General features: G+C 70.9%; 22 protein-coding genes and 1 pseudogene. 7 read left to right on the forward strand and 16 right to left on the reverse strand.

The features are described from left to right. Positions 1-14: 14 nt before the first annotated feature. Positions 15-2,621: a PA14 domain-containing protein gene (locus ABZ801_RS39440; RefSeq protein WP_360708518.1), complete on the reverse strand. Its 2,607-nt coding sequence runs from the start codon at positions 2,619-2,621 to the stop codon at positions 15-17. A 311-nt stretch (positions 2,622-2,932) separates the two neighbouring features. Here ABZ801_RS39440 and ABZ801_RS39445 point away from each other — a divergent pair, with 311 nt between their 5' ends. From ABZ801_RS39445 to ABZ801_RS39460, 4 genes are all read left to right on the forward strand, one after another. Beyond that, positions 2,933-3,739 (forward strand): DeoR/GlpR family DNA-binding transcription regulator, encoded by an 807-nt coding sequence (locus ABZ801_RS39445; protein WP_360708520.1) that lies wholly within the window; start codon positions 2,933-2,935, stop codon positions 3,737-3,739. A 165-nt stretch (positions 3,740-3,904) separates the two neighbouring features. Continuing rightward, entirely contained in the window at positions 3,905-5,467 is a 1,563-nt protein-coding gene (locus ABZ801_RS39450) for a sugar ABC transporter ATP-binding protein (RefSeq protein ID WP_360708523.1), read from the forward strand. A gap of 321 nt (positions 5,468-5,788) precedes the next feature. After that, positions 5,789-8,050, forward strand: coding sequence for a beta-L-arabinofuranosidase domain-containing protein (locus tag ABZ801_RS39455; RefSeq protein ID WP_360708526.1), 2,262 nt, complete (start codon positions 5,789-5,791; stop codon positions 8,048-8,050). A 263-nt stretch (positions 8,051-8,313) separates the two neighbouring features. After that, the gene (locus ABZ801_RS39460) at positions 8,314-9,012 is read left to right on the forward strand and encodes an NADPH-dependent F420 reductase (protein ID WP_360708528.1); all 699 of its coding nucleotides are present in this window, start codon (positions 8,314-8,316) and stop codon (positions 9,010-9,012) included. Between the two features lie 457 nt (positions 9,013-9,469). On the opposite strand, the gene ABZ801_RS39465 is transcribed toward ABZ801_RS39460, so the two are convergent. The 8 genes and pseudogenes from ABZ801_RS39465 to ABZ801_RS39500 form a co-directional block, all read right to left on the reverse strand. After that, positions 9,470-9,802 carry a glyoxalase superfamily protein gene (locus ABZ801_RS39465; protein WP_360708530.1) on the reverse strand — a complete coding sequence of 111 codons (333 nt, stop codon included), beginning with the start codon at positions 9,800-9,802 and terminating at the stop codon, positions 9,470-9,472. Next, positions 9,699-10,013 (reverse strand): annotated as a pseudogene (locus tag ABZ801_RS39470) (DUF397 domain-containing protein); the annotation flags it as partial. The gene ABZ801_RS39465 and the pseudogene ABZ801_RS39470, both read right to left, overlap by 104 nt. A 134-nt stretch (positions 10,014-10,147) precedes the next feature. Further along, complete coding sequence (locus ABZ801_RS39475; protein ID WP_360708533.1) at positions 10,148-10,345, reverse strand: DUF397 domain-containing protein; 198 nt, start codon at positions 10,343-10,345, stop codon at positions 10,148-10,150. Between the two features lie 81 nt (positions 10,346-10,426). Continuing rightward, positions 10,427-10,621 carry a DUF397 domain-containing protein gene (locus ABZ801_RS39480; RefSeq protein ID WP_360708536.1) on the reverse strand — a complete coding sequence of 65 codons (195 nt, stop codon included), beginning with the start codon at positions 10,619-10,621 and terminating at the stop codon, positions 10,427-10,429. Positions 10,622-10,660: 39 nt separating this feature from the next. After that, positions 10,661-10,888: a DUF397 domain-containing protein gene (locus ABZ801_RS39485; RefSeq protein ID WP_360708597.1), complete on the reverse strand. Its 228-nt coding sequence runs from the start codon at positions 10,886-10,888 to the stop codon at positions 10,661-10,663. 264 nt (positions 10,889-11,152) lie between these two features. Then, positions 11,153-11,278 (reverse strand): DUF397 domain-containing protein, encoded by a 126-nt coding sequence (locus ABZ801_RS39490; protein ID WP_360708539.1) that lies wholly within the window; start codon positions 11,276-11,278, stop codon positions 11,153-11,155. Positions 11,279-11,402: 124 nt separating this feature from the next. After that, positions 11,403-11,603, reverse strand: a complete 201-nt coding sequence (locus tag ABZ801_RS39495; RefSeq protein ID WP_360708541.1) for a DUF397 domain-containing protein — start codon at positions 11,601-11,603, stop codon at positions 11,403-11,405. Between the two features lie 35 nt (positions 11,604-11,638). Beyond that, on the reverse strand, positions 11,639-12,505 hold the full coding sequence (locus ABZ801_RS39500) for a helix-turn-helix transcriptional regulator (RefSeq protein ID WP_360708543.1): 867 nt from the start codon (positions 12,503-12,505) through the stop codon (positions 11,639-11,641). A gap of 334 nt (positions 12,506-12,839) precedes the next feature. Here ABZ801_RS39500 and ABZ801_RS39505 point away from each other — a divergent pair, with 334 nt between their 5' ends. Both ABZ801_RS39505 and ABZ801_RS39510 read left to right on the forward strand, forming a co-directional pair. Then, on the forward strand, positions 12,840-13,031 hold the full coding sequence (locus ABZ801_RS39505) for a hypothetical protein (protein ID WP_360708546.1): 192 nt from the start codon (positions 12,840-12,842) through the stop codon (positions 13,029-13,031). Next, positions 13,028-13,549, forward strand: coding sequence for an ATP-binding protein (locus tag ABZ801_RS39510; protein WP_360708548.1), 522 nt, complete (start codon positions 13,028-13,030; stop codon positions 13,547-13,549). Before ABZ801_RS39505 ends, ABZ801_RS39510 begins: the two co-directional genes overlap by 4 nt. Positions 13,550-13,989: 440 nt before the next feature. Here the strand turns inward: ABZ801_RS39510 and ABZ801_RS39515 are convergent, their stop codons facing one another. Then, the gene (locus ABZ801_RS39515; RefSeq protein ID WP_360708551.1) at positions 13,990-15,282 is read right to left on the reverse strand and encodes a deoxyribodipyrimidine photo-lyase; all 1,293 of its coding nucleotides are present in this window, start codon (positions 15,280-15,282) and stop codon (positions 13,990-13,992) included. 107 nt (positions 15,283-15,389) lie between these two features. Then, the gene (locus ABZ801_RS39520; protein ID WP_360708554.1) at positions 15,390-16,577 is read right to left on the reverse strand and encodes an ROK family transcriptional regulator; all 1,188 of its coding nucleotides are present in this window, start codon (positions 16,575-16,577) and stop codon (positions 15,390-15,392) included. A 158-nt stretch (positions 16,578-16,735) separates the two neighbouring features. Between ABZ801_RS39520 and ABZ801_RS39525 the strand changes: the two genes are divergently transcribed. Continuing rightward, positions 16,736-17,872: a substrate-binding domain-containing protein gene (locus tag ABZ801_RS39525; RefSeq protein ID WP_360708557.1), complete on the forward strand. Its 1,137-nt coding sequence runs from the start codon at positions 16,736-16,738 to the stop codon at positions 17,870-17,872. Between the two features lie 9 nt (positions 17,873-17,881). On the opposite strand, the gene ABZ801_RS39530 is transcribed toward ABZ801_RS39525, so the two are convergent. The 5 genes from ABZ801_RS39530 to shc form a co-directional block, all read right to left on the reverse strand. Then, entirely contained in the window at positions 17,882-18,034 is a 153-nt protein-coding gene (locus tag ABZ801_RS39530) for a hypothetical protein (RefSeq protein WP_360708560.1), read from the reverse strand. A gap of 115 nt (positions 18,035-18,149) precedes the next feature. Beyond that, entirely contained in the window at positions 18,150-19,322 is a 1,173-nt protein-coding gene (locus tag ABZ801_RS39535; protein ID WP_360708562.1) for a hypothetical protein, read from the reverse strand. A gap of 211 nt (positions 19,323-19,533) precedes the next feature. Further along, positions 19,534-20,538: an adenosyl-hopene transferase HpnH gene (gene hpnH, locus ABZ801_RS39540; RefSeq protein ID WP_360708565.1), complete on the reverse strand. Its 1,005-nt coding sequence runs from the start codon at positions 20,536-20,538 to the stop codon at positions 19,534-19,536. After that, positions 20,538-22,037 (reverse strand): 4-hydroxy-3-methylbut-2-enyl diphosphate reductase, encoded by a 1,500-nt coding sequence (gene ispH, locus ABZ801_RS39545; protein WP_360708568.1) that lies wholly within the window; start codon positions 22,035-22,037, stop codon positions 20,538-20,540. The genes hpnH and ispH overlap by 1 nt, the downstream gene beginning before the upstream one ends. Further along, a complete protein-coding gene (shc, locus tag ABZ801_RS39550) occupies positions 22,034-23,968 on the reverse strand; it encodes a squalene--hopene cyclase (protein WP_360708571.1) in 1,935 nt (644 codons plus the stop codon). Before shc ends, ispH begins: the two co-directional genes overlap by 4 nt. Positions 23,969-23,983 lie beyond the last annotated feature (15 nt).

Genomic DNA, 23,983 nt, shown 5'->3' on the forward strand with positions numbered 1-23,983 from the left:
GGCGATGGGCCGGGTCAGCCGCAGCTGACGGGGGTTTCGTCGATCACGGACCGGTTGGCGGCCCGGATCCGGTCGACGTCGGGCTTGACCACCGCGCGGTCATAGGTGATGAGCCCGTTCAGCTCGGTCTCGACGTCGGTGGTCTGGGTGTAGATCGCGGCGCTGAGCCCGTTGCAGGTGCGCAGTCTGCGCAGCTGCTCGCTCATCCCGGCGTACCGGTTGGTGAGCGCCTCGGGGTCGGGCTCGACCGCGTAGCCCCAGCCGCCGCCGGACCAGGTGTGGCCGATGACGGGCAGCCCGAGCCCGCCGTACTCGCCGAGCACCGAGGCGCGGGCGGCGGACGGAGCGCCCGGCGTGCCGGGGCCGGGATAGATGTGGTAGTCCATGACGTCGCCGTTGCCGCCGTCGACGGCGCCGCAGCAGTTGATGCCGCTCATGTTGTTGACGAGGCGGGACGGGTCCCAGCTCTTGACCAGGTCGGCGATGCGGGCCTGGTCGTACTGGCCCCAGCCCTCGTTGAACGGCACCCACATGACGATGGACGGGAAGTTGTGGTGCTGGTCGACCAGGGCGCGCAGCTCGGTCTCGAACCGGGCCCGCTCGGCCGCGTCGGACGAGCCGAACATCGACGGCATGTCCTGCCACACCAGCAGCCCGAGGCGGTCGGCGTGGGCGTACCAGCGGTCCGGCTCCACCTTGACGTGCTTGCGGACGGTGTTGAAGCCGAGCCGCTTGGTCTCCTCAAGGTCGTAGCGCAGCGCCGCGTCGGTCGGCGCGGTGTAGATGCCGTCCGGCCAGAAGCCCTGGTCGAGCGGGCCCATCTGGAAGACCGGCTCGCCGTTGAGCAGCATCCGGTTGACGCCGCCGACCTGCTTGACCTCGATCGTGCGCATGCCGAAGTAGCTGCCGGTCCGGTCGAGGGCGCGGCCGCGGGCGTCGAGCAGGGTGACGTCCAGGTCGTACAGGAACGGCCGGTCGGGCGACCACAGCTTCGGCTTGGGCACCGGCACGCGCAGCTCGGTGCCGGGGGCGCCGGTTGCGCGGCCGACCACGCGGCGGCCGTCGCGGGCGGTGACGACGGCGCGGGCGCCGTTCTGGGCACCCTGCGCCTGGACGGTGACGCGGAGCGCCTGTCCGGCGACGTCGGGGGTGCTGCGCAGGCCGGTGATGTGGGCGGGCGCGACCGGCTCCATCCACACCGACCGCCAGATGCCCGACGCCGGGGTGTACCAGATGCCGCCGGGCGTCTTGCGCTGCTTGCCGACGGCCTGGCCGTCCAGGTCGGTGGGGTCGTACACGCCGACGATGAGCTCCTGCGGGCCGCGTCCCGGCTTGAGGGCGTCGGTCACGTCCACGCTGAACCGGTCGTAGCCGCCCTTGTGCGCGGCGACGCGCCTGCCGTTGACGTAGACCGTGGACTCCCAGTCGACGGCGTCCAGGTGCAGCAGCAGCCGTTGCCCGCCGCGGCCGTTGTTCACCCGCCAGCCGGCCGGGACGGTGAACGTGCGGCGGTACCACATGCGCTCCTCGGCGCGCTGGATGCCCGACAGCGCCGACTCGACCGGGTACGGCACGACGATCCGTTCGCCGAGGGTGCGGCCGGACGGGGGCGCCTCGCCCTGGCGGGCGGAGGCGAACTGCCAGGTGCCGTTCAGGCTCTGCCAGCGCTCGCGGGTGAGCTGTGGGCGCGGGTACTCGGGCAGCGGGTCGCGCGGGTTCACCTTGTCGGCCCACCGCGTCCTGATGGTGTAGGTGGACTCGTTCCACGCCAGGGCGTACTTGAACGCCTCCAGTGCGGTTCCGTCGGCCCGGGTGACGCCGCCGGCGCCGTCGTAGGTGACGCGCACGCCGTTGCCGGCCTGCTGGGGGATCGCGTGGGCGAGCTTCAGTCGCAACGCGGACGTGTCGCCGGAGTCGCGGGTGACGGAGTCGACGGGCCAGGGGGTGCCGCCGACGGTCACGGTGAAGTGCTGGTGCGCACCCGCGGGCGGGGCGGCGAGCGGCGAGCCGAAGCCGAGCCGCACCGTGTCGCCGGACGTGCTCACGGCGGCCGTGCCCGGCCCCGGCGGGTCGAAGCCGTCCGGGAGCGTGAAGGCGCTCGCGGGCACGATCTGCTTCGGCTGGGACGGGCTCTGCCAGCGCAGCCGCAGGTTGGAGCCGCCGTAGTGCTCGAAGTACTCGATCTTGAAGTCGTACTCCGTCCCGGCCTTCAGGTCGATCGGCGCGCCGGTCTTCTCCTGGTCCCAGGTGTCGGTCCAGTTGTCGATGACCAGGCGGCCGTCGACCCACAGCCGGAAGCCGTTGTCGCCGATCATCGAGAACGTGTACGGCTCGGAGTGCGCGGGCCTGATCCTTCCGGTCCAGCGCACCGTGACGTCGTCGTTCTGGCCGGTCAGCTCCCGGAAGGCGCCCTCCAGGTCCGGCATCTCGATGGCGGGGTCGACGACGGTCGCCTTGAGCTGGTGGAAGTCGAACCTGCCGGCGCCGGAGCTGACGTAGTAGTCGCCGCGCAGGCCCTGGCGCGCCTCGGCCTGGGCGGGGGCGCCGGCCGGGGCGGCGGAGGCCGGGAGCGCCGCGACGCACTGCCAGACGAGCGCGGCGAACAGGGCCACCAGGAGCACGGGTCGGGGTCTGGTTCGGGGACGGGGTCTCTTCGCGTTCATCCGGGGGATCCTCTGCGCAGGGGGTGGGTGGATCGGGGACGGATGGATCTCGGAACCGATCGAAACGAACAGATATGAACCCTTGGCCGATCCCAACCAAGCACCGAACGATCGCGTCGGTCAAGACATCTCGGTCACTTTCGATCGAAAACGATCGGAGCTTGACAGGTTCCGGCCGTCCGCCCCGACCGCGCCCACCGGCCCGCCTGACTGACTACGATCGGAATCGGTCGGATCGTTTCGGGTCGCCGAGTCGAGGTCGGGAGACAGTGAGCGAGAACCAGGGACCGGCGGACGGGCGCAGGCCGGTGTTCGCCGCCGAACGCCGCAGGCGCATCCTGGAGCTGGTCCGGGCCAACGGCGCGCTGTCGCTGCGCCAGCTCGCCGAGGCGGTGCAGTCGTCGGAGGTCACCGTCCGCCGCGACGTGCGGGCGCTGGAGGCCGACGGGCTGCTCAACCGGCACCACGGCGGCGCCTCGCTGCCCGGCGAACTGTCACGCGAGCCCACCCACCTGCAGAAGGCGCAGGTCGCCTCCACCGAGAAGGCCGCCATCGCCGACCTGGCCGCCGCGCTGGTGGAGGACGGCGACGCGGTCGTCATCGGCCCCGGCACCACGACGCTGGCGCTGGCGCAGCGGCTGACCGGTCGCACCGAGCTGGCCGTCGTCACCAACGCGCTGCTGGTGGCGCAGGCCCTGGCCGGGTCACCGCGGATCGAGGTCATGCTCACCGGCGGCATCCTGCGCGGCTCCACCCAGGCGCTGGTCGGCAGCGAGGCCGAGCGGGCGCTGGCCGGGCTGCGGGTGCGCCGGGCGTTCATCTCCGGCAACGGGCTGACCGCCGAGCGCGGGCTGTCGACCCCGAACCTGCAGGTCGCCAGCGCCGACCGCGCCCTGGCGGGGGCGGCCGAGGAGGTCGTGGTGCTCGCCGACCACACCAAGATCGGCGTCGACACGATGGTGCAGACCGTCCCCGCCGACCGGATCGACCACCTGGTCACCGACGAGCACGCGCCGCAGGAGGAGCTGGACGAGCTGAGCGCCCGGGGCGTCCGCCTGCACGTGGCCCGGCTATGACTCAGCGCGGGCCGTCTCTGACCGCTTTCGATCGACCGTGACCGAACCTGCCCCCAATCGTTCCACGATCGTTACACGACGCGATCACCATCGGTGCAGCGGGAGCCGCGTCGCGCACAGGGCCGCAGGGAACCGCGCGGCGGCCGGAGGGCCGGGAGGCAACGCGTGGCGGAAAGAATCCTGGAGGCCGCCGGGATCCTCAAGAGGTTCCCGGGGGTCGTGGCGCTCGACCATGTCTCCCTGACGCTCGTCCCGGGCGAGGTGCACGCGCTCGTCGGGGAGAACGGCGCGGGCAAGTCGACGCTGCTGAAGGTGCTCGCGGGGATCCACCGTCCCGACGCGGGCCAGGTGCGCGTCGCGGGCGAGCCCGTCCGCTTCGCCGGGCCACGCGACGCCCGGCGCGCCGGGATCGGCGCCGTCCACCAGGACGCCGGCCTGCTGCCCCTGATGAGCGTGGCCCGCAACCTGTTCCTCGGCCGCGAGCCCCGCACCCGCCTCGGGCTGATCGACACCGCCCGCATGAACGCCCGCGCGCGGGAGATCCTCGACCGCTACGAGGTGACCGCCGACGTCCGCCGCCCCCTCGGATCGCTGCCCCCGGGCGCGCGCCGGCTCGTCGCGCTGGCCCGCGCCTGCTCCGCCGAGGCGCGGGTGGTCATCCTGGACGAGCCCGCCGCCTCACTGGAGCCCGCCGAGGCCGCCACGCTGCGGCGCACCGTCAAGGCGCTGCGCGCCGAGGGCCGCTCGGTGGTCTACGTCAGCCACCGGCTGGAGGACCTGTACGAGATCTGCGACCGCGTCACCGTGCTGCGCGGCGGCCGTGTCGTGCACACCGGCCCCCTGGCGACGCTGGACCGTCTCTCCCTGGTCTCCCTCATGCTCGGCCGCAGCCACGTTCCCCGTCCCCGCGCCAAGCCCGCACCGGCAGCCGCACCGGAGCCCGTGCCGGTGACGGCCCCGCTGCCGCCGGAGGACCCGCCGTACCTCCAGGCCACCGGCCTGACCCGCAAGCACGCGCTGTCCGACGTGTCGATCGCGCTGCGGCAGGGCGAGGTGCTGGGGCTCGGCGGGCTGCTCGGCGCGGGCCGCACCGAGACCGCCAAGGCGATCGCGGGCGCGCTGCCGCTGGACGCGGGCGAGGTCACCGTCGCGGGGGCGCCGCTGCGCAAGCGCTCCATCACCGGCGCCATCCGGGCGGGCGTCAGCCTGCTGCCCGAGGACCGCACCGCCGAGGGGCTCGTCCCGTCGCTGTCCATCCGCGACAACATCGCGCTGGCCGCGCTTCCCCGCCTGTCCCGCTTCGGCGTCGTCTCCCCCGCCCGCATCGACCGCGTCGTCGCGACGTTCATGCGCCGCCTCCACATCACCGCCACCTCGCCGCACCAGAAGGTCCGCGAACTGTCGGGCGGCAACCAGCAGAAGGTCCTGCTGGCCCGCTGGCTCGCCACCCACCCCAAGGTCCTGCTGCTGGACGAGCCGACCCGGGGCGTGGACGTGGGCGTCAAGGCCGAACTGCAGGAGCTGCTGGACGAGCTGGCCGTCGAGGGCCTGGCCGTCCTGCTCATCTCGTCCGATCCCCGCGAACTCGTGGAGGGCTCCGACCGCGTCGTGGTGATGCGCGAGGGCACCGTCGCCGCCGAACTGGTCGGCCCCCAGATCACCGAGGACGCCATCATGTCCGCCCTGGCCGCCGGTCGCGTGCCGAGCGGAAAGTGCGCGCGCTCGTAGGCATTACGGCCCCAATCTGAGCTGCCACCGAGAGGGAACGCCGCGAGGCCTTCGGACCCGAGACCGTGACCCGCGCGGAACACCCTCCCGAGGCTGACCGGGCATGAAGCTGTGCGGGCGGTGGCTCGTGAAAGGCGTCCACGGGAGTCGGCGGCGCTGAAATATTCGCGCGATCGGAAACGAGGGGTTGCGTCGATGCCGGGGCGGCAGGAAGATGCGCGCAATGTCCCTCTCAATGTTAGCGCTAACATTGATCTTGGAAGGGGTGTGGTGATGTCCTCCTCCGTCAGCCGCCGGCGGTTTCTGGAGGCCGCAGGGGCCGTGGCCGTCACTTCCGTCGCCGGATCCGCCGTCGGCCGCTCGCCCGCCCGGGCGGCGGCCGCCCCGGTCGGGGCGTCGGCGTCCCCCTTCGAGCTCGGCCAGGTGCGGCTGACCGCGAGCCGGTGGTTGGACAACCAGAACCGTACGCTGGCCTACCTGCGGTTCGTCGATGTGAACCGGCTGCTGTACAACTTCCGGGCCAACCACGGGTTGTCCACCGGCGGTGCCGCCCCCAACGGGGGTTGGGACGCGCCGACGTTCCCGTTCCGCACCCATATGCAGGGCCATTTCCTCACGGCGTGGGCGCAGGCGTATGCCGTGACAGGGGACACCACCTGCCGGGACAAGGCGAACCACATGGTGGCGGAGCTGGCCAAGTGCCAGGCCAACAACGGTGCCGTCGGGTTCAACAGCGGGTACCTGTCCGGTTTCCCCGAGTCCGAATTCAGCGCGCTGGAGGCGCGGACGCTTTCCAACGGCAACGTGCCGTATTACGTCATCCATAAGACCCTGGCCGGCCTGCTGGACGTGTGGCGCCACATGGGCAGCACGCAGGCCCGTGACGTCCTGTTGCGTCTGGCGGGGTGGGTCGACTGGCGCACCGGGCGGCTGAGCAGCCAGCAAATGCAGGCCATGTTGGGGACGGAGTTCGGCGGCATGAACGCCGTGCTGACCGACCTGTACCTGCAGACCGGCGACGCGCGATGGCTCACCGCCGCCCGGCGGTTCGACCACGCGGCGGTGTTCAACCCGCTGGCGGCCAACCAGGACCAGCTCAACGGCCTGCACGCCAACACCCAGGTGCCCAAGTGGATCGGCGCCGCGCGGGAGTACAAGGCGACCGGCGACACCCGCTACCGGGACATCGCCACCAACGCCTGGAACATCTGCGTCAACGCGCACACCTACGTCATCGGCGGCAACAGCCAGGCCGAGCATTTCCGCCCGCCCAACGCCATCGCCGCCTATCTGAAACAGGACACCTGCGAAAGCTGCAACACCTACAACATGCTGAAGCTCACCCGGGAGCTGTTCACGCTGGATCCCGACCGGGCCGCCCTGTTCGACTACTACGAACGGGCGTGGCTGAACCAGATGATCGGCCAGCAGAACCCGGCCGACGGCCACGGGCACGTCACCTATTTCACGCCGCTCAATCCGGGGGGCCGCCGGGGGGTGGGCCCGGCGTGGGGCGGCGGCACCTGGAGCACCGACTACAACTCCTTCTGGTGCTGCCAGGGCACGGGCTTGGAAATGCACACCAGCCTGATGGACTCCGTCTACTTCCACAGCGACACCACGCTGATCGTGAACATGTTCCTGCCCTCGGTGCTCACCTGGTCGCAGCGCGGAATCACGGTCACCCAGACCACGTCGTACCCGGTCGGCGACACCACGGCCCTGCAGGTCACCGGCAACGTCAGCGGCACCTGGTCGATGCGCGTCCGCATCCCGAGCTGGACCACCGGTGCCACCATCAGCGTCAACGGCGTGGCGCAGAACATCTCCACCACGCCCGGCGGCTACGCCACCCTCACCCGCTCGTGGACCTCCGGCGACACGGTCACGGTCCGCCTGCCCATGCGGGTGATCATGCGGGCGGCCAACGACAACGCGAACGTCGCCGCGGTGACCTACGGCCCGGTGGTGCTGTCCGGAAATTACGGCAACACCTCGCTCGGCTCCCTGCCGTCGCTGAACACCTCCTCGATCACGCGGACCAGCGGCAGTTCGCTCGCCTTCACCGCCACCGCCAACGGCGCCACGGTCGATCTCGGCCCGTTCTACGACGCGCACGGCCACAACTACACCGTCTACTGGAACGTCAGCGGCCAGGGCGGTGGCACCGTCCGGCTCGTCAACGTGGGCAGCGGCCTGGTGCTGGGCATCCAGGACATGTCCACGGCCGATGGCGGGCGCGCCCTGCAGTGGCACGACTCGGGCACCGCCGACCACAACTGGGAAGTGGTCGGCGACGGGAACGCGGTCCGGTTCCGCAATGCCCACAGCGGCAAGGTGCTCGGCGTTCAGGACATGTCCACGGCGGACAACGCGAATGTCCTGCAGTGGTCGGACAACGGCACCGCCGACCACAGGTGGACGCTGCTCGACCAGGGCGACGGGACGTACAAGATCCGCAACGTGAACAGCGGCAAGTTGCTCGGCATCCAGAACAATTCGACCGCCGTCGGCGCTTTCGCGGTCCAGGACTCGGACAACGGCACCGCCGACAACCGCTGGCGAATCGTACGCAACGGCTGACCGTTCGGTCTCCAGGGCTCTTGAGCTGGTAGCCGGGAGACACCTGGTGCGCGGTGGCGAACAGGCGGCCGTCCGGGGAGACGGACGTGGGCTCGTCCGGCGATGGGATCACCTGGCCGATGCGCAGGTCGTTTACCGATTCCGGACGGCGACGAGCCACCGGCTGCTGGATGCGGCCACGCCACGGTGGGCTCAGGTCCCGCTCCCGCCCATTGCCGTGCGGTCGGGGGAATGCCCAGCGGTGACCGCGGGTTGTCGCGGGCATGACGACGATTGGTTTGATCGGAAGCGGCAACATCGGCGGCACGGTGGCCAGGCTGGCCGTGGCCGCGGGTTACGACGTGGTACTCAGCAACTCGCGCGGCCCCGAGACGCTGAAGGAACTCGTCGACGAGCTCGGGCCGCACGCCCGTGCCGCGACTCCCGCGGAGGCGGCGGAGGCCGGCGACCTCGTCGTGGTGACGATCCCGCTGCGGGCCTACCGCGACGTGCCCGTCGAACCGCTCGCGGGCAAGGTCGTCATCGACACGAACAACTACTACCCGGAGCGGGACGGCCGGTTCCCCGAGCTGGACGACGAGTCGACCACCACCAGCGAGCTGCTGCAGGCGCACCTGCCGCGGTCGAAGGTCGTCAAGGGGTTCAACAACATCTTCTTCAAGCACCTGCTCGCGCTGGCGCGTCCGGCGGGATCTTCCGACCGCACCGCGCTGCCGATCGCCGGCGACGACGACGCCGCCAAGGCCACGGTGACCGAGTTCCTGGACACGATCGGCTACGACACGGTCGACGCGGGCCCGCTCGCGGAAGGGTGGCGCTTCCAGCGCGACACGGCCGCCTACGCGGCCCTCTACGCCAGTGACGGCCCGGAAGGCTGGGACAAGCCGGTTGCGGTGGACGCCGCCACGCTGCGCGAGGCCCTCGCCGCCGCCCGCCGGTACGCCGACATGGACCAAGCCTGACCGTACGGGCGCCGCCCGCCCTCGGCTCAGCGCACGGCGGTTGACCTGTAGCGGGTAAGTCCTCCAGGTCGCGCCGACCGTTGGGCGGCGCCGTGGGGTGTCGGCGCCGCCCTGCTTGTCGTGCTGGTGACGTGGGCTATCGGCGGATGACGCCCGGGTCGGGTTCGAGGGTGATGTTGTCCAGGTTGACGTTGCCGTTGTCGTTCGGGCCGAACACGGAGGTCAGCGGGTGGGCCTGGCTGAGGGGGAGGCTGACCTGGTGCTCCGACCAGGTGTCCCAGGTCGGCAGGGTGGGCAGCCGCAGTTGCAGGCGCCGCCACCTCCGGCGTCTCCCCTCGCGGACACCCCGGCCGGGTGTTCACGGTGCTCTTCTCAGGCACGAAACATCCCTTGTCAGTCGACCAGCGGCCGACGGACGGGGAGAACAGCTTCCCTGCCGCGCCCTGACGGCAAATGTTCATTCCGTCGGCGAGCCGATCCGAAGCCGGTTGCCGTCAGGGTCACGAAGCTCGATCTCACGCCCCCACGGAGCGTCCTCCACCTGCACACCGAACTCGGACGCGATGGAATCGACATCACGAACGCGGAGGTAAACCAACGTGTCAGGGCGGGCGTCGCCCTTGTGCTCCGACAAGAACAACCGTGCCCCGCCCCGGGCGACCTCCACAAAAGCGGGAAATCCCGGCTCAAAGCGGTGTTCCCACAGCTTTGCAAAGCCCAGTCGCTCGTACCACCCGACCGCCACCGCAGCGTCCTCGACGCGAAGAATGGGAATGACATCCTCGTCCATGTCGCCCATCCTCGCAGACTGCCGATAGCGCGAACCGTGCCTGACGCGGCACGAGGCTCAGGTCGTGGCGGCCGTCCACGATGTCGGCCCGCAGCACCCGCCACGCGTCCGGCGACAGCTGGAGGTCGGGACCAGACGGGTTTTTCGTGTCGTGGACGCCGCTGATGACGTCGGCCAGCCTCGCCACCTCCACACCCTCGCCCCTCGAGTCACTACACGACCTCTTGCGTCACTTCGCCATCACAGCGTCTCCATCTTCTCGAGGAGCGTTTCTTCGAGAATCTCCACGGGACAGCGTGTCCGCCGCGATCAGGTCGAACTCTCGGGACGCGTAGAGCGAGAGCCTTACAAGTCGTGGCGCCCATCCCGGACGGCCGCCACGAATACTGCCCACGCGTCACGCGCGAGCAACAGATGACCACCGTCCGGGTTCTTGGAGTCCCGGACACCGATCAGGCCTGGGACAGGAGCAGCGACCTCCACACAGTTGTTGCCGTTGCCGCTACGAGCACTCTTACGCCACACGGTGCCAGTCAGGTCCATCTTGCCCCCACTCTCGAACCCTCGGGGGTGCTTGCATCTGAAGCACTGCGCTTCATTTGTAAGACGGGCACGAGGGTCTGTCTACAGATCGTGCCGACCGTCCTTGATCGCGGTCGCCAGCTCTGTCCACGCGTGTCGCACGAGCAACAGGTGACCGCCCTCTGGGTTCTTCGAGTCCCGAACGGCGATCACGTGGCTCATGGCGGCGAGTTCGACACAACTACCGTTCTGGGTGCTCCGCCGACTCTTGCGCCACACGGCGCCGTTCAGGTTCATTTCGCCCACTCTCTTGCCCCACTCTCGGACTCTCAGGTGCTAGGAGAGCACTTGACCTGCAGGACGGGAGTCCCAAAGGTCGTGGTGACCACCCCGGATGGCCAACGTGAACGCTGCCCACGCGGCGGGCGTGAGCGACAGGTGACCGGCGTCCGGGTCCTTGGAATCACGGACACCGATCGTCTTGCGGAGCTTGGCAACCTCAACACAGTTGCCGCCGTTGTTGCTTTGGCGGCTCTTGCGCCACACGGCGCCAGTCATGTCCACCTTGATCACCAGTTGGGCTTACGGCGGTATCCGAGGGCACATTGCCTGGAGAACAGGGTCCTACAAGTCGTGCCGACCGCCCTTGGTCGCGTTCGTGAGGGCTCCCCACGCGTCACGCGCGAGCAACAGGTAACCGCCCGCCGCTCTCGGGCTGTCGACGGGGCCGGGGCGCCCCCGGCTCCGTCACCTTCGTCCGCTGCTGCTAGCTCAAGCCGTGACGGCCGTCCACGATGCCCGCACGCAACGCGCGCCACGCGTCCGCAGTCAGCATGAGCTTGGGCCCGGACGGGACTTCGAGTCGCGGACACCAACGCTGCCCTCGATGCCCGCGAGCTCCACACATTGCCCGCCGCTTGTATCACTACGACTGGACTTGCGCCACTTGATCATCACAGCGTCTCGCCCCTGTCGAGAAGCACACTTCGGGAGTCCCACGGGGCAGCGCAGCCACGATCAGTCCCACACTCTCGGGCTCTCGGGGTGCTGGGTGAAGATCGGCTGGGGGACGAGAGCCCTACAGATCGTGGCGACCGTCCTTGATCGCGTTCGTGAGGGCTACCCACGCCTCACGCGCGAGCAACAGGTGACCACCGTCCGGGTTCTTGGAGTCCCGGACGCCGACCAGGGAGGAGGTAGGAGCGGCGACCTCGACACACTCGCCGCCGTTGTTGCCACTACGGGTGCTCTTGCGCCATACGGCACCGGCCAGATGCATCTTCCCCACACTCTCAAACTCTCGAGGTGCTTGCATTACGTCAACTCTACTGCTAGCTCGGCCATCATTTGCAGGGTCCGTTCCGGACTGAGTGCTTTGGCGCGCAACTGGTCGAAGACTCGGGCGTACCGGGCCACTTCTGCGGGTTTCTGGGTGTAGAGCCCGCCGATCTGTTGCTCCAGGTAGACCTTGTCAGGGTCGCCGGGCATCGGAAACTTGAGGAGCGAGAACGCTCCGTGCATCGCGCCATGCTCGCCAGCGTCGAACGGCAGGAGTTGCAAGGTCACGTTGCGATATGTCCGTGCCATCGCGACGAGATGTTCTACTTGCTCATGCATGATCTCGGGACCGCCCACGATGCGCCTTATGACGGCCTCATTGAGGACCAGCCATACCGACAGGGGGTTCTCGCCGCTGAGACGCGCTTGTCGACTGACCCGGACCTTGATCGTCTGCTCGATCTCGCCTTCGTCCACGTCGAGCGTCGGGTTGGTCAACATGATCGCCCGCGCGTAGCGCTCGGTTTGCAGCATGCCCGGAACCAGCTCGGACCAGTATCCGTGCACTTCAGACGCTGTCGACTCAAGCACGACGTACATCTGGAACCACTCCGGGATGACGCCGGAGTACGGGTGCCACCAGTCAGGTTCGCGAGCGCGACGCGACAGCTCGACGATCGCCTCCTCTTCCTGACCGGTGACGCCATACAGGTCGAGCAGCCGCTTGACGTCCCTGATCAGTACGCGACTCTTGTCGTTCTCGATGCGATAGAGCTTGCTCTCGGCCCATCCCATGCGCTCCGCCACGGTCTCCTGGCTGAAACCGGCCGCTTCTCTCCGACTCCTCAGCTCGCGCGCCAAGCGAGCGCTCGCGACTGTCGGGACATGTCTACCTTTGGCCATCTTTGCCCTCCTCCATCGATAGAAGGTTCTAAGTAGAAGCTTGCATTTAACGGTGAGTACATGGATGCTAACAGACAGTCCAAGACTGCCAGCACGACAGAACACGTGCAGGGAAACCCAGCAGTTCCATCCGCCCCGTTCTACGGCCAGACGGGTAGGTCACATGAGATCAGCAGTAGTCCCCCAGCCCATCGTCCGATCAACCGACCTTGATCGGGCTGAGCGGTATCTCAGGCCCCTCGGTGAGCGGCTCGCCGGGGCTCTCGACGGGCTCACGATCACGGAACGCGCGCCCACCGGTAGCCGACCGTCCCTTGTTCTTGACGTCCCGGACGTGGGATCGGTCGAGATTCTCGTAGGCCGCGAATGGTTCTGGTGGGCCAAGCCGCGGCGACCCATCGATGTCCTTGATGACATCGAGCAGGCGGCGATCGCGATCATCGAGACACTGCGCCGTGCCCAACTCCGCGTCGCGACCAGGCGCCGGCCGGACCACGCGCCAGCACTTGACGGGTGGTCGGCGTGATCGCGAGTAATCCGCTGGTCGAGTGGCGTCTTCCGGAGTGGTGGCGGCGTGCCCAGGACATCCGGACGCGGGGCGAGTACTCGATACCGGTCAACGCGACGAGGGTCTTCGGGGAGCGCCGGTTTCCACAGGATCCGCGGAGTGCCGAGGCGGCTCGCGGCTGGATCGTGTCACGGATCAAGGAGACGATCCGGTTTCCCGAGCCCGCGCACATCGACACCGAGGTGATCGACGACATCGTGCTGTGCGCCGACGAGGTGATCGCCAACTCGGTCGTTCACGCTGATCAGCAGCCCGGCGACTCGATACGCGTCCTGCTCGCCTACACGTGGTGCACGGTGCGCGTGGAGGTGACCGATCCCGGTAGCGGCAACGGCAGGGCGCCCCGCGTCCGGAACGTCGACCTGTGGGACGAGACCGGTGGCCGCGGCCTGATCATCGTCCAGAACCTGTCCCATGACTGGGGCAGCGACCAGAACGCGACCGGTCGCACCACGTGGTTCGAGGTCGAGTACTGATCTTGATCTCCTACCGGCGCGTCGCAGGCGATCGGTCGTCCCGGGACGGTGGGCATGACACCTCATTTGCGAGCGGTCCGGTTCACTTCGCGGGCGTCTTCTCGCCGATCACTGCAGTGGGTGACACCCGATCGGGACTGCTGCCCTCACCGTGGTCGGCGCCGGTCACGTAACAAGAGAGGCCGCGCACACCGGGCGGCCTCTCTTGTTGTCTGGACGGCCGACGCAGGGCCTGGACGTGGCGTCAGGGCTGAGGCGCTGGGCGAGCCGGCGGTCCAGGGTTTGGTCGTTCTGCTCATCCCTTCGACCCGCGCGAGCTGATGGAGGGCTCTTACCGCGTCGTCATGCGTGTGTGCGCCGTCGCCGCCGAGCCAAGTCGGCGAGGAGGGCATCATGTCGGCGATGGCCGCTGCCCGGTGATCGCTTGGCGTCGCGCCGGGTCAGGGGAGGTCGACGATGGGGGGTGGGTAGGCGAGCGGGTGGCGCGTTTCGGCGGGGAGCGTCCAGGGGTGGTGGATGTGCGGTGCGGGGACGGCGGCGAGTTCGGGTATGTGGGTGCGGACGTAGGCGCCGGTCGGGTCATACCTGGCCGCCTGCCGCAGCGGGTTCATGACGCGGTTGGGGCGGGTGTCGTTGCCGGTTCCGGCGACCCATTGCCAGTTGCCCGCGTTGTCGGCGATGTCGCCGTCGATGAGCCAGTCGCCGAAGTGGGCCAAGCCCTCCCGCCAGTCGACGGCCAGGTTCCTGGTGAGGAACGACGCGGTGATCAGGCGGGCCCGGTTGTGCATGAAGCCCTCGCGGTGCAGCTGGCGCATGCCCGCGTCGACGATGGGGACACCGGTCGTCCCGTCGCACCAGGCGGCGAGGGCGTCGTGCTCGCGGTTCCAGCGTCGTTCTCGGGGACGGTAGTCGCGGCGGGGCAGGTCCGGGAAGGCCGCGGCCACCTGGTGGTGGAAGTCGCGCCAGGCGAGTTGCCGCCGGTAGGCCCCGCCGGTCGCGTTGGCCAGCTCCAGGGGCGAGACGCACCCGAACTTCAGGTACGGGCTGAGCCGCGAGGTGCGGTCGGCGGCCAGGTCGTCGTGGGCCTGCTCGTAGGCGGCGGCGTCGCTGCGCAGCCACGCCGCCATGCGGTCCCGTCCCGCGTGCTCGCCTCCCGTCGGCAGGTGGGGTGACAGCGAACCGGACGTCAGGTCGTGCAGTTCCGGCAGCGTCCCGGGCTCGACGCCGCCGGGCAGCCGGATCCTCGCCGGAGCGTCGGCGACCGGCCGCCACCGGGCCGCCTCCCAGGCCCGCCAGTACGGGCTGAACACGCGGTAGTGGTCGCCGCTGGACGGGGCCAGTTCCCCTGGCGGCACCACCGTGACGCCCGGGTGCGCCGACACCTCAAGGCGCAGTTCCCGCAGCGCCGCCAGCCGCCGCGTCCCGAACGCCGATCGCTCGTCGGCGAGCGTCACCGCGCGGGCGCCTGTTTCGGCGGCGATCCGGGCGACGTGCGCGACCGGATCGCCGCGGCGCACCACCAGGTCGCCGCCGTGGCCGCGCAGCGATTCGCGCAGGTCGCCGAGGCAGTCGAGGAGGAACCGGACGCGGTTGGGCGCGGCGAACCGCCCGTTGAGGATGGCGTCGTCGAACACGAACAGCGGCACCACCCGCTCGGCCCGGCACGCCGCCGCCAGCGCGGGATTGTCCCGAACCCGCAGGTCACGGGTGAAGAGCATGATCGAGACGTGCATCGCGACATCACCGTCCCCGCCGTGGCCGGTCCGCGTGGGCCGTCCTGCCGGACTCGGACCTCACGGCTCACCCTTCCCGCCCGGGGCCGCTCCGCACCCGGCGCGCGTCAGGGTTTCAGCAGGTGGGCGGAGGTCTGGTGGGTGGCCAGGACGATGGCGCCGAACGCCTCGGCGCGGTCGCCGAGGCTGCCGGCGGTGACGGCGACCGCGTGGCCGATCGCCGGGGGCAGCCGGTGGGTCAGCTCGTCGCGGACGCCGTCGAGCAGCAGCCGCCCGACCGCCGCGACCTCTCCGCCGATCACCACGAGGCGGGGTTCGAGCACCGCGCAGACGCCCGCCAGCGCCTGGCCGATCATGCGGCCCGCGTCGGACACCACCCGCCGCGCCCCCGGATCGCCGGCGGCCAGCAGCGCCACCAGGTCGGCGATGGTGGTGTCCGGCCCGCGGATGTGGGAGAACGCCGAGCTCAGCGCGCGGGCGCCCACGACGGTCTCCAGGCAGCCGCGGTTTCCGCACCGGCACACGTACCCGCCGTCGACCACGGGGACGTGGCCGAGTTCGCCCGCGGTTCCGGTGGCGCCCTCGTAGAGCCGCCCGTCCAGGATCAGCCCGGCGCCCACGCCGTCCGACAGCATCACGTAGATCATGTCGTGGACGCCGCGCGCCGCCCCGAACGTCCATTCGGCCAGGGCGCCCAGGTTCGCGTCGTTGCCGACGTGCACCGGGAGCCCGACGCGTTCCCGCAGCCGGGCGGCGATGTCGACGTCGGTCCAGGCGGCCAGCATGGACGGGGTGCTCAGCGTGTGCGACCGCGACCGGACGGGCGCCGACACCGCCACGCCCATGCCGAAGACGCGGCCGATGCCCCGGCCCTCGGTCGCGACCAGGTCGAGGGCGGTCTCGGCGACGAAGTCCAGCGCCCGGCCGGGCTGGTGGTCGACGTCGAGCCCGCGATGGCGCTCGCCGAGAACGCCTCCGGACAGGTCGGCCAGCAGCACGCGGATGTCGGTGTGCCGCAGATGGACGCCGAGCACGCCGCCGCCCTCGGGGTTGAGCGACAGCGGGGTGGCGGGACGGCCGCCCCGTGAGGCGGAGGGCGGCGCGGACGCGGCCGCCTCGCTCAGCACGCCCTCGGCCAGCAGGTCGGCGACGAGGCTGGAGACGGTCGTGCGGGACAGGCCCGTCGCGCGGGCGATGCCGACCCGGCTGATCCGGCCGTGCCGCCGGACGGTCTCCAGGACCAGCAGCCGATTCCGCGACCGCAGCGATGCCAGGGACCCCGGCGAGTCATCCATGACCGCACCTTAGCCACTTTCTCCTGACTCCGTATTAACTATGGCCGTATCCGGCCTTATTCGTCCTTGACGCTGATTAACCGCGATTTCTACAGTTCACCAAAGTCAGCGGCCGGCGGTCGGTGCCGGCCCGGCTTCCCACCCCCTTTGGAGTTGGCGTGCGCACACGAGCGTCCGCGCTGGACAAAAGCGGCACGGGTTTCCGCAGGCGGTTCCTCGGCAAAGGGGTCCTCGGCCTCACCGCCGTGTCGGCGGCCGCGGCGCTGACCCTCACCGCGTGCGGAGGCGACTCCGGTGACGACGAGGGCGGTTCCGGCGCCGCCCAGGGCAAGGTCGGCGTGATCCTGCCCGACACCACGTCCTCGGTCCGCTGGGAGAACTTCGACCGGCCCTATCTGGAGCAGGCGTTCAAGGCGGCCGGGGTGCAGTACGACATCCAGAACGCCGAGGGCGACCCCCAGCGGTTCCAGACCATCGCCGACCAGATGATCACCAATGGCGTGACGGTCCTGGCCGTGAGCGGACTGGACTCCAATTCGGCCGCGGCCGTGCAGCGCAAGGCGCAGCAGCAGGGCGTCAAGACGATCGACTACGACCGGCTCACCCTGGGCGGCGTCGCCGACTACTACGTCTCGTTCGACAACGTCAAGGTCGGCGAGGAACTGGGCAAGGGCCTGCAGAAGTGCCTCGGCGACAAGAACGCCGACATCGTCTACCTCAACGGCGCGCCGACCGACAACAACGCGACGTTGTTCGCGCAGGGCGCCCACAACATTCTCGACAAGGTCTCCACCTACAAGAAGGTCGCCGAGCAGGCGGTGCCGGATTGGGAGCCCCAGCAGGCCGCGACCATCTTCGAGCAGATGTGGACGCAGCAGAACGGCGAGATCGACGGCGTGCTGGCCGCCAACGACGGCGTGGGCAACGCGGCCATCTCGATCCTGAAGAAGAACCGCGCCGCCGGAAAGGTCCCGGTGACCGGCCAGGACGGCACCCTGGAGGGGCTGCAGAACATCCTGGACGGCAACCAGTGCATGACGGTCTACAAGCCGGTCAAGCAGGAGGCCGACGCGGCGGCCAAACTGGCGGTCGCGCTCATCAAGGGCGAGAAGGCCGAGACCAACGGCACGGTGAACGACCCCCAGGGCAAACGGCAGGTCCCGTCGGTCCTGCTGACCCCGATCGGGGTCGACAAGAACAACGTCAAGCGCGTCGTCGACGACGGGTTCGTCAAGAAGGAAGACCTCTGCAAAGGCGCCTACGCCGCCAAGTGCAAGGACGCCGGAATCCAGTAATCCCTTCGATCAGCGTGTTCGCGCCCGCAGCAGGTACAGGCCGAGCGTCGCGGCACCGGTGACGGCCTGGGCGGCCAGTGCCGGGCCGAGGGCGGCAGGGCGGTCCAGGAGGACGTGCAGCACGGGCGCGCAGCCGAGCAGGGCCAGGTCCGCGCCGGTCACCGCCCACAAGACCGGGCCTATGGGGACGGAGCCGGCCGGTGTCTAGATGACCGGCATCCCGTGATCCACCGGGGGGCGCCCTGCCATCGATGATCATTTCGGCCACCGGCGCAGCCTAGTGGCCGCCTCCGCGAGTCTTCGGGGCGAGTTCCTCCAGGGCCAGGTGGAACAGCACCTTGAGATGGCGGGCGCGCAACGGCAGCGGGTGCTCCAGCAGGTCGGACACCCGCTCGTCGCGCGCGGCCGCCTCGGCCGTGAGGTCGAGGGCGGCGTCGTCGTCGCCGGTGAGGAGCGCCAACGCCAGGTCCAGTGCGGGGCTGGGCCCTTCGACCCGCCGCCGGAAGTCCCGCATTCCGGGGAGCAGGGCGGTGGCGGCGGCCGGGTCCAGGGCGGCCAGGACGGTCAACCAGGCCCGGAGCGGCGGCGTGCCGTCGGGCCACAGGGAGAGCACCTGCGGCAGGTGGTCGATGACGGCCTGGCAGGTGAGCGCCTCGTCGGAACTGTCCTCGCCGACCGGTTCGCCGGACGCCGGGCCGGGGTCGATCGTCGCCAGGTAGACGAAATCGATCAGCAGTTCCAGCCGGTAGGGCGGATTCAGCTGGGGGGCGAGCGCGAGCCGCGTCAGGAACCCGATGGTCGGCGGGGTGGTGGCGTAGCAGGTGTCCTGGTGGACCACGGCGCTGAAATACTCGAACTGCGCTTCTTTCCAGCCCTCGTCGTTGGCCGCGAGCCCGCGCAGGATGGCGGGGACGGAGTCGTCCGCACCGTAGGCGTGGCCGAGTGCGGCCCAGTCGACGTCGTCGAGACCGTCCAGTTCGATCGGCACGCCGAACCGGTCGCCGACGGGTTCCGGTGTGTCGAGCCCGTGGACGATGACCGGGGCGGGGGCGCGGGCGGGTTCCCCGGACAGCGCCGCCAGACGAAGGTCGCGTACCTGCTCCACGGTGCGGTCGGCGATGGTCTCCCCTTCGGCGACGAAGCTCCGCAACGTCTCGGCGTGGGCGACTCCGGTCATGTGGCTGCCGCCGTAGGCGTCGGCGATCTTGGCGACGGCCTGCTGCTCGACCGCCCGCCACCACGACTCGTCGTCGTCCGGATAGGGCCCCTCGTCAATGCTGTGGACCCTGCGCCACCCCTTCCCGGAAAGAGGTCCGCCGGACGGTCCGGGCGCAGGCATGCGGACCACCGAGTGACCGCGCTCCACCAGCAGCCGGGCGACCTGCCGGGCCGCCTCCTCGTCAGGCACGTCGATGGTGTGACTGCTGGCGTACCGCGGGACATGACCCATGAGTTCCTCATCAACGTGGCGCCGACGGGCACGCTTCGGCCCGAGATGCGGGGAAACCGCAGGCTATCAACACCCTCGGTCATGAGGACGGCCGCCGGCTCCGGCCCCGGGCGGCCCGGCGGCGTACGGGCGCGCCGGGCGGTGCTCGGCGCCGTGGCGGCGATGGGCTGTCAGGTGGTTTTGCTGCGCACCGTCCACGGAACGGGCGCCCCTAGGCGGAGCGCAGAGCCCGTAGGGACTGTTTCACCGACGACAAGGTCGTGAAGACGGCGGTGGGTTCGTAGCCGCAGTGGGCCATGCAGTTGGCGCAGCGCGGGTCGCGGCCCCGGCCGTAGGAGTCCCAGTCGGTGTCCTCCAGCAGTTCCCGGTAGGTCTGCGCGTAGCCGTCCGCCATCAGGTAGCAGGGGCGCTGCCAGCCGAACAGCGAGTACGACGGGATCGCCCACGCGGTGCACGGAAAGTCGACCTTGCCCTCCAGGAAGTCGAGGAACAGGGGCGAGTGGTTGAGGCGCCAGCGTTTGCGGTTGCCCCCGGCGAACGCCTTGCGGAACAGCTCCCGGGTCTCCCGGACGCCGAGGAAGTGGTCCTGGTCGGGCGCCTTCTCGTAGGCGTAGCCCGGCGAGATCATCATCTGGTCGACGCCGAGCTCGTCGTTGAGGTAGTCGAGCACCTCGATGACGGTGCGCGGGGTGTCGGTGTTGAAGAACGTGGTGTTGGTCGTGACGCGGAACCCCCGGCGGCGGCATTCGCGGACGGCGGCGACCGCCTCGTCGAACACGCCGTCCTTGCAGACCGACTCGTCGTGGCGGTCGCGCAGCCCGTCGATGTGCACGGCCCACGCGAAGTAGGGCGACGGCCGGAACTGGTCGATCTTCCTGGGGATCAGCAGCGCGTTGGTGCACAGGAACACGTACCTGCGCAGCCGCACCAGTTCCTCGACCATCTCGCCGATCTGCGGGTGCATCAGCGGCTCGCCGCCCGCGATGGACACGATCGGCGCGCCGCACTCCTGGACGGCGGCGACGGCCTGCTCGACGGGCATGCGCCGTTTCAGCACGTCGGCCGGATGCTGGATCTTCCCGCACCCGGCGCAGGCCAGGTTGCAGGCGAACAGCGGCTCCAGTTCGAGCAGCAGCGGGAACCTGTCCCGGCCGCGGATTTTGTTGCGCAGGATGTGGGAGCCGATGCGCAGGGTCTGGCGGAGCGGCATGCCCATCAGGGCCGCACCTCCTTGGGCAGGGTGAACTCGGTGGTCTCGACGGTCACGGCGTGCTCCTCCACCTCGACGGGGCCCAGGCCGCGCAGGGCGTCCACGACCGCGCCCACCATCGCCGGCGGCGCCGAGGCGCCCGCGGTGACGCCGACGACGCGGGCCGCGGCGAGCCGGTCGAGCGGGACGTCCGCGGGCCCGTCGACGAGCAGGGCCGGCGTCCCGCCGCGCTCGGCCACCTCCACCAGGCGGCGGGAGTTGGACGAGTTCGCCGAGCCGACCACCAGCACCAGGTCGGCGTCGCGGGCGACGGCGGTGACGGCGCGCTGGCGGTTGGTCGTGGCGTAGCAGATGTCGTCGGTGCGCGGCCCCCGGGCGTCGGGGAAGCGGCGGGTGATGGCGCGGGCGATCTCCTCGGCCTCCTCCACGGCCAGCGTGGTCTGCATGACGTAGGACACGGGCCGGTCGGCGGGCAGCCGCGCCACGTCCTCGGCCGTCTCGACCAGGACGGTGGCGCCGGGCGCCTCGCCGAGGGTGCCCTCGACCTCCTCGTGCCCGGCGTGGCCGATGAGGGCCACCAGGTCGCCGCGGGCGGCGGACCGCCGTGCCTCGGCGTGCACCTTGGCGACCAGCGGGCAGGTCGCGTCGATGACCCGCAGCCCGGCGCGGTCCGCCTGGGCGCGCACGGCGGGCGCCACCCCGTGCGCGGAGAAGACCACGACGGCTCCGGCGGGCACCTCGGCGAGGTCGTCGACGAAGACCGCGCCGCGCCGCCGCAGGTCCGCCACCACGTGCACGTTGTGGACGATCTGCTTGCGCACGTACACCGGCGGGCCGTGCTCGGCCAGCGCGCGTTCCACGATCTCGATGGCGCGTTCCACGCCCGCGCAGAACGACCGCGGCGAGGCCAGCAGGACGCGGCGCGGCCCGACGGCCGCCCCCCAGCGCGCCAGCGCCGGGCCGACCGTCCGCAGCCGGCGCAGCGCGGCCAGCCCGCCGGTGAGGGTGGCGGGGCTCAGCAGCGGGCGGTCGGGCGTGTCCACGATCGCGCGGACGACGGCGTAGGGCCGGCCCGCCGCCGCGGCGGCCAGCGGGGCGGACTCCATGTCGACCGCCAGCGCCCCGGTGGCGGCGAGCGCGGCGCGCTCGCCGCGGCCCAGCACGACGTGGTCGCTGGTCAGCAGCGGGCCGCGGTGCACGGGCGCGCCGTCGCGTTCCAGCAGCCCGGCGAGCAGTTCGGCCGACGGGCAGGGGACGGTTCCGTCCGGGCCGCGGATCTCCGTCGCGACGAACAGGCTGCCGGGCCGGACGCGCGGGTCCAGCGATCCGGCGAACCCCGTCACGGCGAGCGCGTCGAAGCGCGGCAGCCGCGCGGCGGCCCGGTACGCCCGGTGCGGTCCGGCGCCGACCGTGACGACGCGCAGGCCGGGACGGGCGACGGCGCGCGCCTCGATCCCCAGGGCCGCGCAGACCACGAGCCGTGCCATGTCTTCGCCGGGGATCACGGCATCGCCTCCTCCAGGTAGCGGCCCAGGGCGCTCACCGGGAACACCAGCCGGTACAGGTGGTAGTTGATGTAGAAGTCGCCGGGGAAGCCGGTGCCGGTGAAGTGGTCCTCGTCCCAGGTGCCGTCCTCGCGCTGGTTCCGGACGAGCCAGCCGACGCCGCCGTCCACGGCGGCGGAGCGTTCACCGGCGGCGAGCAGGGCGAGCAGGGCCCAGGCCGTCTGGGACGGGGTGGAGACGCCCCGGCCGATCCACGCGGGGTCGTCGTAGGAGCGCATGTCCTCGCCCCAGCCGCCGTCGGGGTTCTGGTGCGCCTCCAGCCAGGCGACCGCGCGGCGGATCGCCGGTCTGTCGCGGCGGACGCCCGCGGCGACGAGCGCGGGCACCACGCTGCCCGTCCCGTAGACGTGGTTGGCGCCCCAGCGTCCGAACCAGGAGCCGTCCGGTTCCTGGGCGTTGAGCAGCCACACCACCGCCCGCCGCACCACCCGCGACCCGGCCAGGCCCTCCCCGCACAACGCCTCGACGACGTGCGCGGTCACGTCGGCCGACGGCGGGTCGATCACCGCGCCGAAGTCGCAGAACGGCAGGCGGGCGCACAGCACGCGGGTGTTGTCGGCGTCGAAGGCGCCGTAGCCGCCGTCGCGCGAGGCCATGCCGGTCAGCCAGCGCACGGCCCGCCTGATCGCCGGTCCGGCGTCCGGGTGGGCGGTGCGGCGCAGCGCCAGGATCGCCTCGGCGGTGTCGTCGGTGTCGGGGTAGATGTCGTTGTCGAACTCGAAGGCCCAGCCGCCGGGCGGCAGGAACGGCCGCCGCACCGACCAGTCCCCCGGTCCCCTGACCTCCTCGTCCAGCACCCAGCCGGCGGCGCGCAGCAGCGCGGGATGGTCGGCGGGCAGGCCCGCGTCGGCCAGGGCGGTGACGGCCAGCACCGTGTCCCACACCGGGGACTGGCACGCCTCCAGGCGGCGGCCCGTCTCGTCGCGGACGGTGAACCGGTCGAGCCCGTCGAGCCCGCGCCGCATGACGGGGTGCTCCAGGTCGTAGCCGAGCAGGTTCAGCGCCATCAGCGAGTACACCCACGGCGGCTGGATCCCGCCCCACGACCCGTCGGCTTCCTGGCGGGCGACGATCCACTCGGCGGCGCGGCGCAGCGCGGCGGTGCGCAGGGTGCGCACCGGCCGCCTCTGGTAGACGTGCAGTGCCCGGTCCAGCGCGCCGAACGCGTGCCCCCAGGCGTCCTTGGCGCGGCGCGGACGGCGGCCGGTGCGCAGCTCCGGCAGGTCGAACGGCAGCGGCCGGACGGGACGCAGCGCGCACACGACGGTCAGCGGGACGATCGTCTGCCGCGCCCAGCACGCCCAGTCGTAGACGTTCAGCGGGAACCACGACGGCAGGAACACCATCTCGGGCGGCATGACCGGCAGGTCGTCCCAGGACCACTGCCCGAACAGCGCCAGCCAGATGCGGGTGAACACCCGGCTCGCCTCGATGCCGCCCGCGTCGCGCACGTACGCGGCGGCGCGGCGCATGTGCTCGGCGTCCACCGGGTCGCCGGCCAGCCGCAGCGCCACGTACGCCTCGATCGTCGTGGACAGGTCGGGCGGGCCGTCGTGGAAGTTGGCCCAGGTGCCGTCGGCGCGCTGCTGGGAGCGGATCCAGCGGGCCGCCTCGGCGGTGTCGTCGGCGGTGCGGACGCCGAGGAACTCGCGCAGCAGCAGGTCCTCGGCGTCCATGGTGACGTTGGTCTGCAGCTCGCCCTTCCACCAGCCCTCGGGCGACTGCAGGTCCAGCAGGTGGTCGCGGGCCCGGTGCAGGGCGGCCGCCACGTCCTCGGTGCGCGGCGCGGCGGCGGGCGGCGCGCCCGTCGTCGTGCGGGTGGTGTCCGGCGTCGTGGTCTTCTGTGTCGTGGTCGCTTGGGTCGGGCTCATGTCGCCATCCGTTCC

The sequence above is a fragment of the Actinomadura sp. NPDC047616 genome (genome assembly GCF_040642915.1).
GTDB lineage: Bacteria > Actinomycetota > Actinomycetes > Streptosporangiales > Streptosporangiaceae > Spirillospora > Spirillospora miaoliensis.

What these genes read in the sequence shown, in the direction of transcription:
- ABZ801_RS39460 (WP_360708528.1), top strand. Translation starts at nt 8,314, where the DNA reads ATGACGACGATTGGTTTGATCGGAAGCGGCAACATCGGCGGCACGGTG.
- ABZ801_RS39465 (WP_360708530.1), bottom strand. Translation starts at nt 9,802, where the DNA reads ATGGACGAGGATGTCATTCCCATTCTTCGCGTCGAGGACGCTGCGGTG.
- ABZ801_RS39475 (WP_360708533.1), bottom strand. Translation starts at nt 10,345, where the DNA reads ATGGACCTGACTGGCACCGTGTGGCGTAAGAGTGCTCGTAGCGGCAAC.
- ABZ801_RS39480 (WP_360708536.1), bottom strand. Translation starts at nt 10,621, where the DNA reads ATGAACCTGAACGGCGCCGTGTGGCGCAAGAGTCGGCGGAGCACCCAG.
- ABZ801_RS39490 (WP_360708539.1), bottom strand. Translation starts at nt 11,278, where the DNA reads ATGATCAAGTGGCGCAAGTCCAGTCGTAGTGATACAAGCGGCGGGCAA.
- ABZ801_RS39495 (WP_360708541.1), bottom strand. Translation starts at nt 11,603, where the DNA reads ATGCATCTGGCCGGTGCCGTATGGCGCAAGAGCACCCGTAGTGGCAAC.
- ABZ801_RS39500 (WP_360708543.1), bottom strand. Translation starts at nt 12,505, where the DNA reads ATGGCCAAAGGTAGACATGTCCCGACAGTCGCGAGCGCTCGCTTGGCG.
- ABZ801_RS39515 (WP_360708551.1), bottom strand. Translation starts at nt 15,282, where the DNA reads ATGCACGTCTCGATCATGCTCTTCACCCGTGACCTGCGGGTTCGGGAC.
- ABZ801_RS39520 (WP_360708554.1), bottom strand. Translation starts at nt 16,577, where the DNA reads ATGGATGACTCGCCGGGGTCCCTGGCATCGCTGCGGTCGCGGAATCGG.
- ABZ801_RS39535 (WP_360708562.1), bottom strand. Translation starts at nt 19,322, where the DNA reads ATGGGTCATGTCCCGCGGTACGCCAGCAGTCACACCATCGACGTGCCT.
- hpnH (WP_360708565.1), bottom strand. Translation starts at nt 20,538, where the DNA reads ATGGGCATGCCGCTCCGCCAGACCCTGCGCATCGGCTCCCACATCCTG.
- shc (WP_360708571.1), bottom strand. Translation starts at nt 23,968, where the DNA reads ATGAGCCCGACCCAAGCGACCACGACACAGAAGACCACGACGCCGGAC.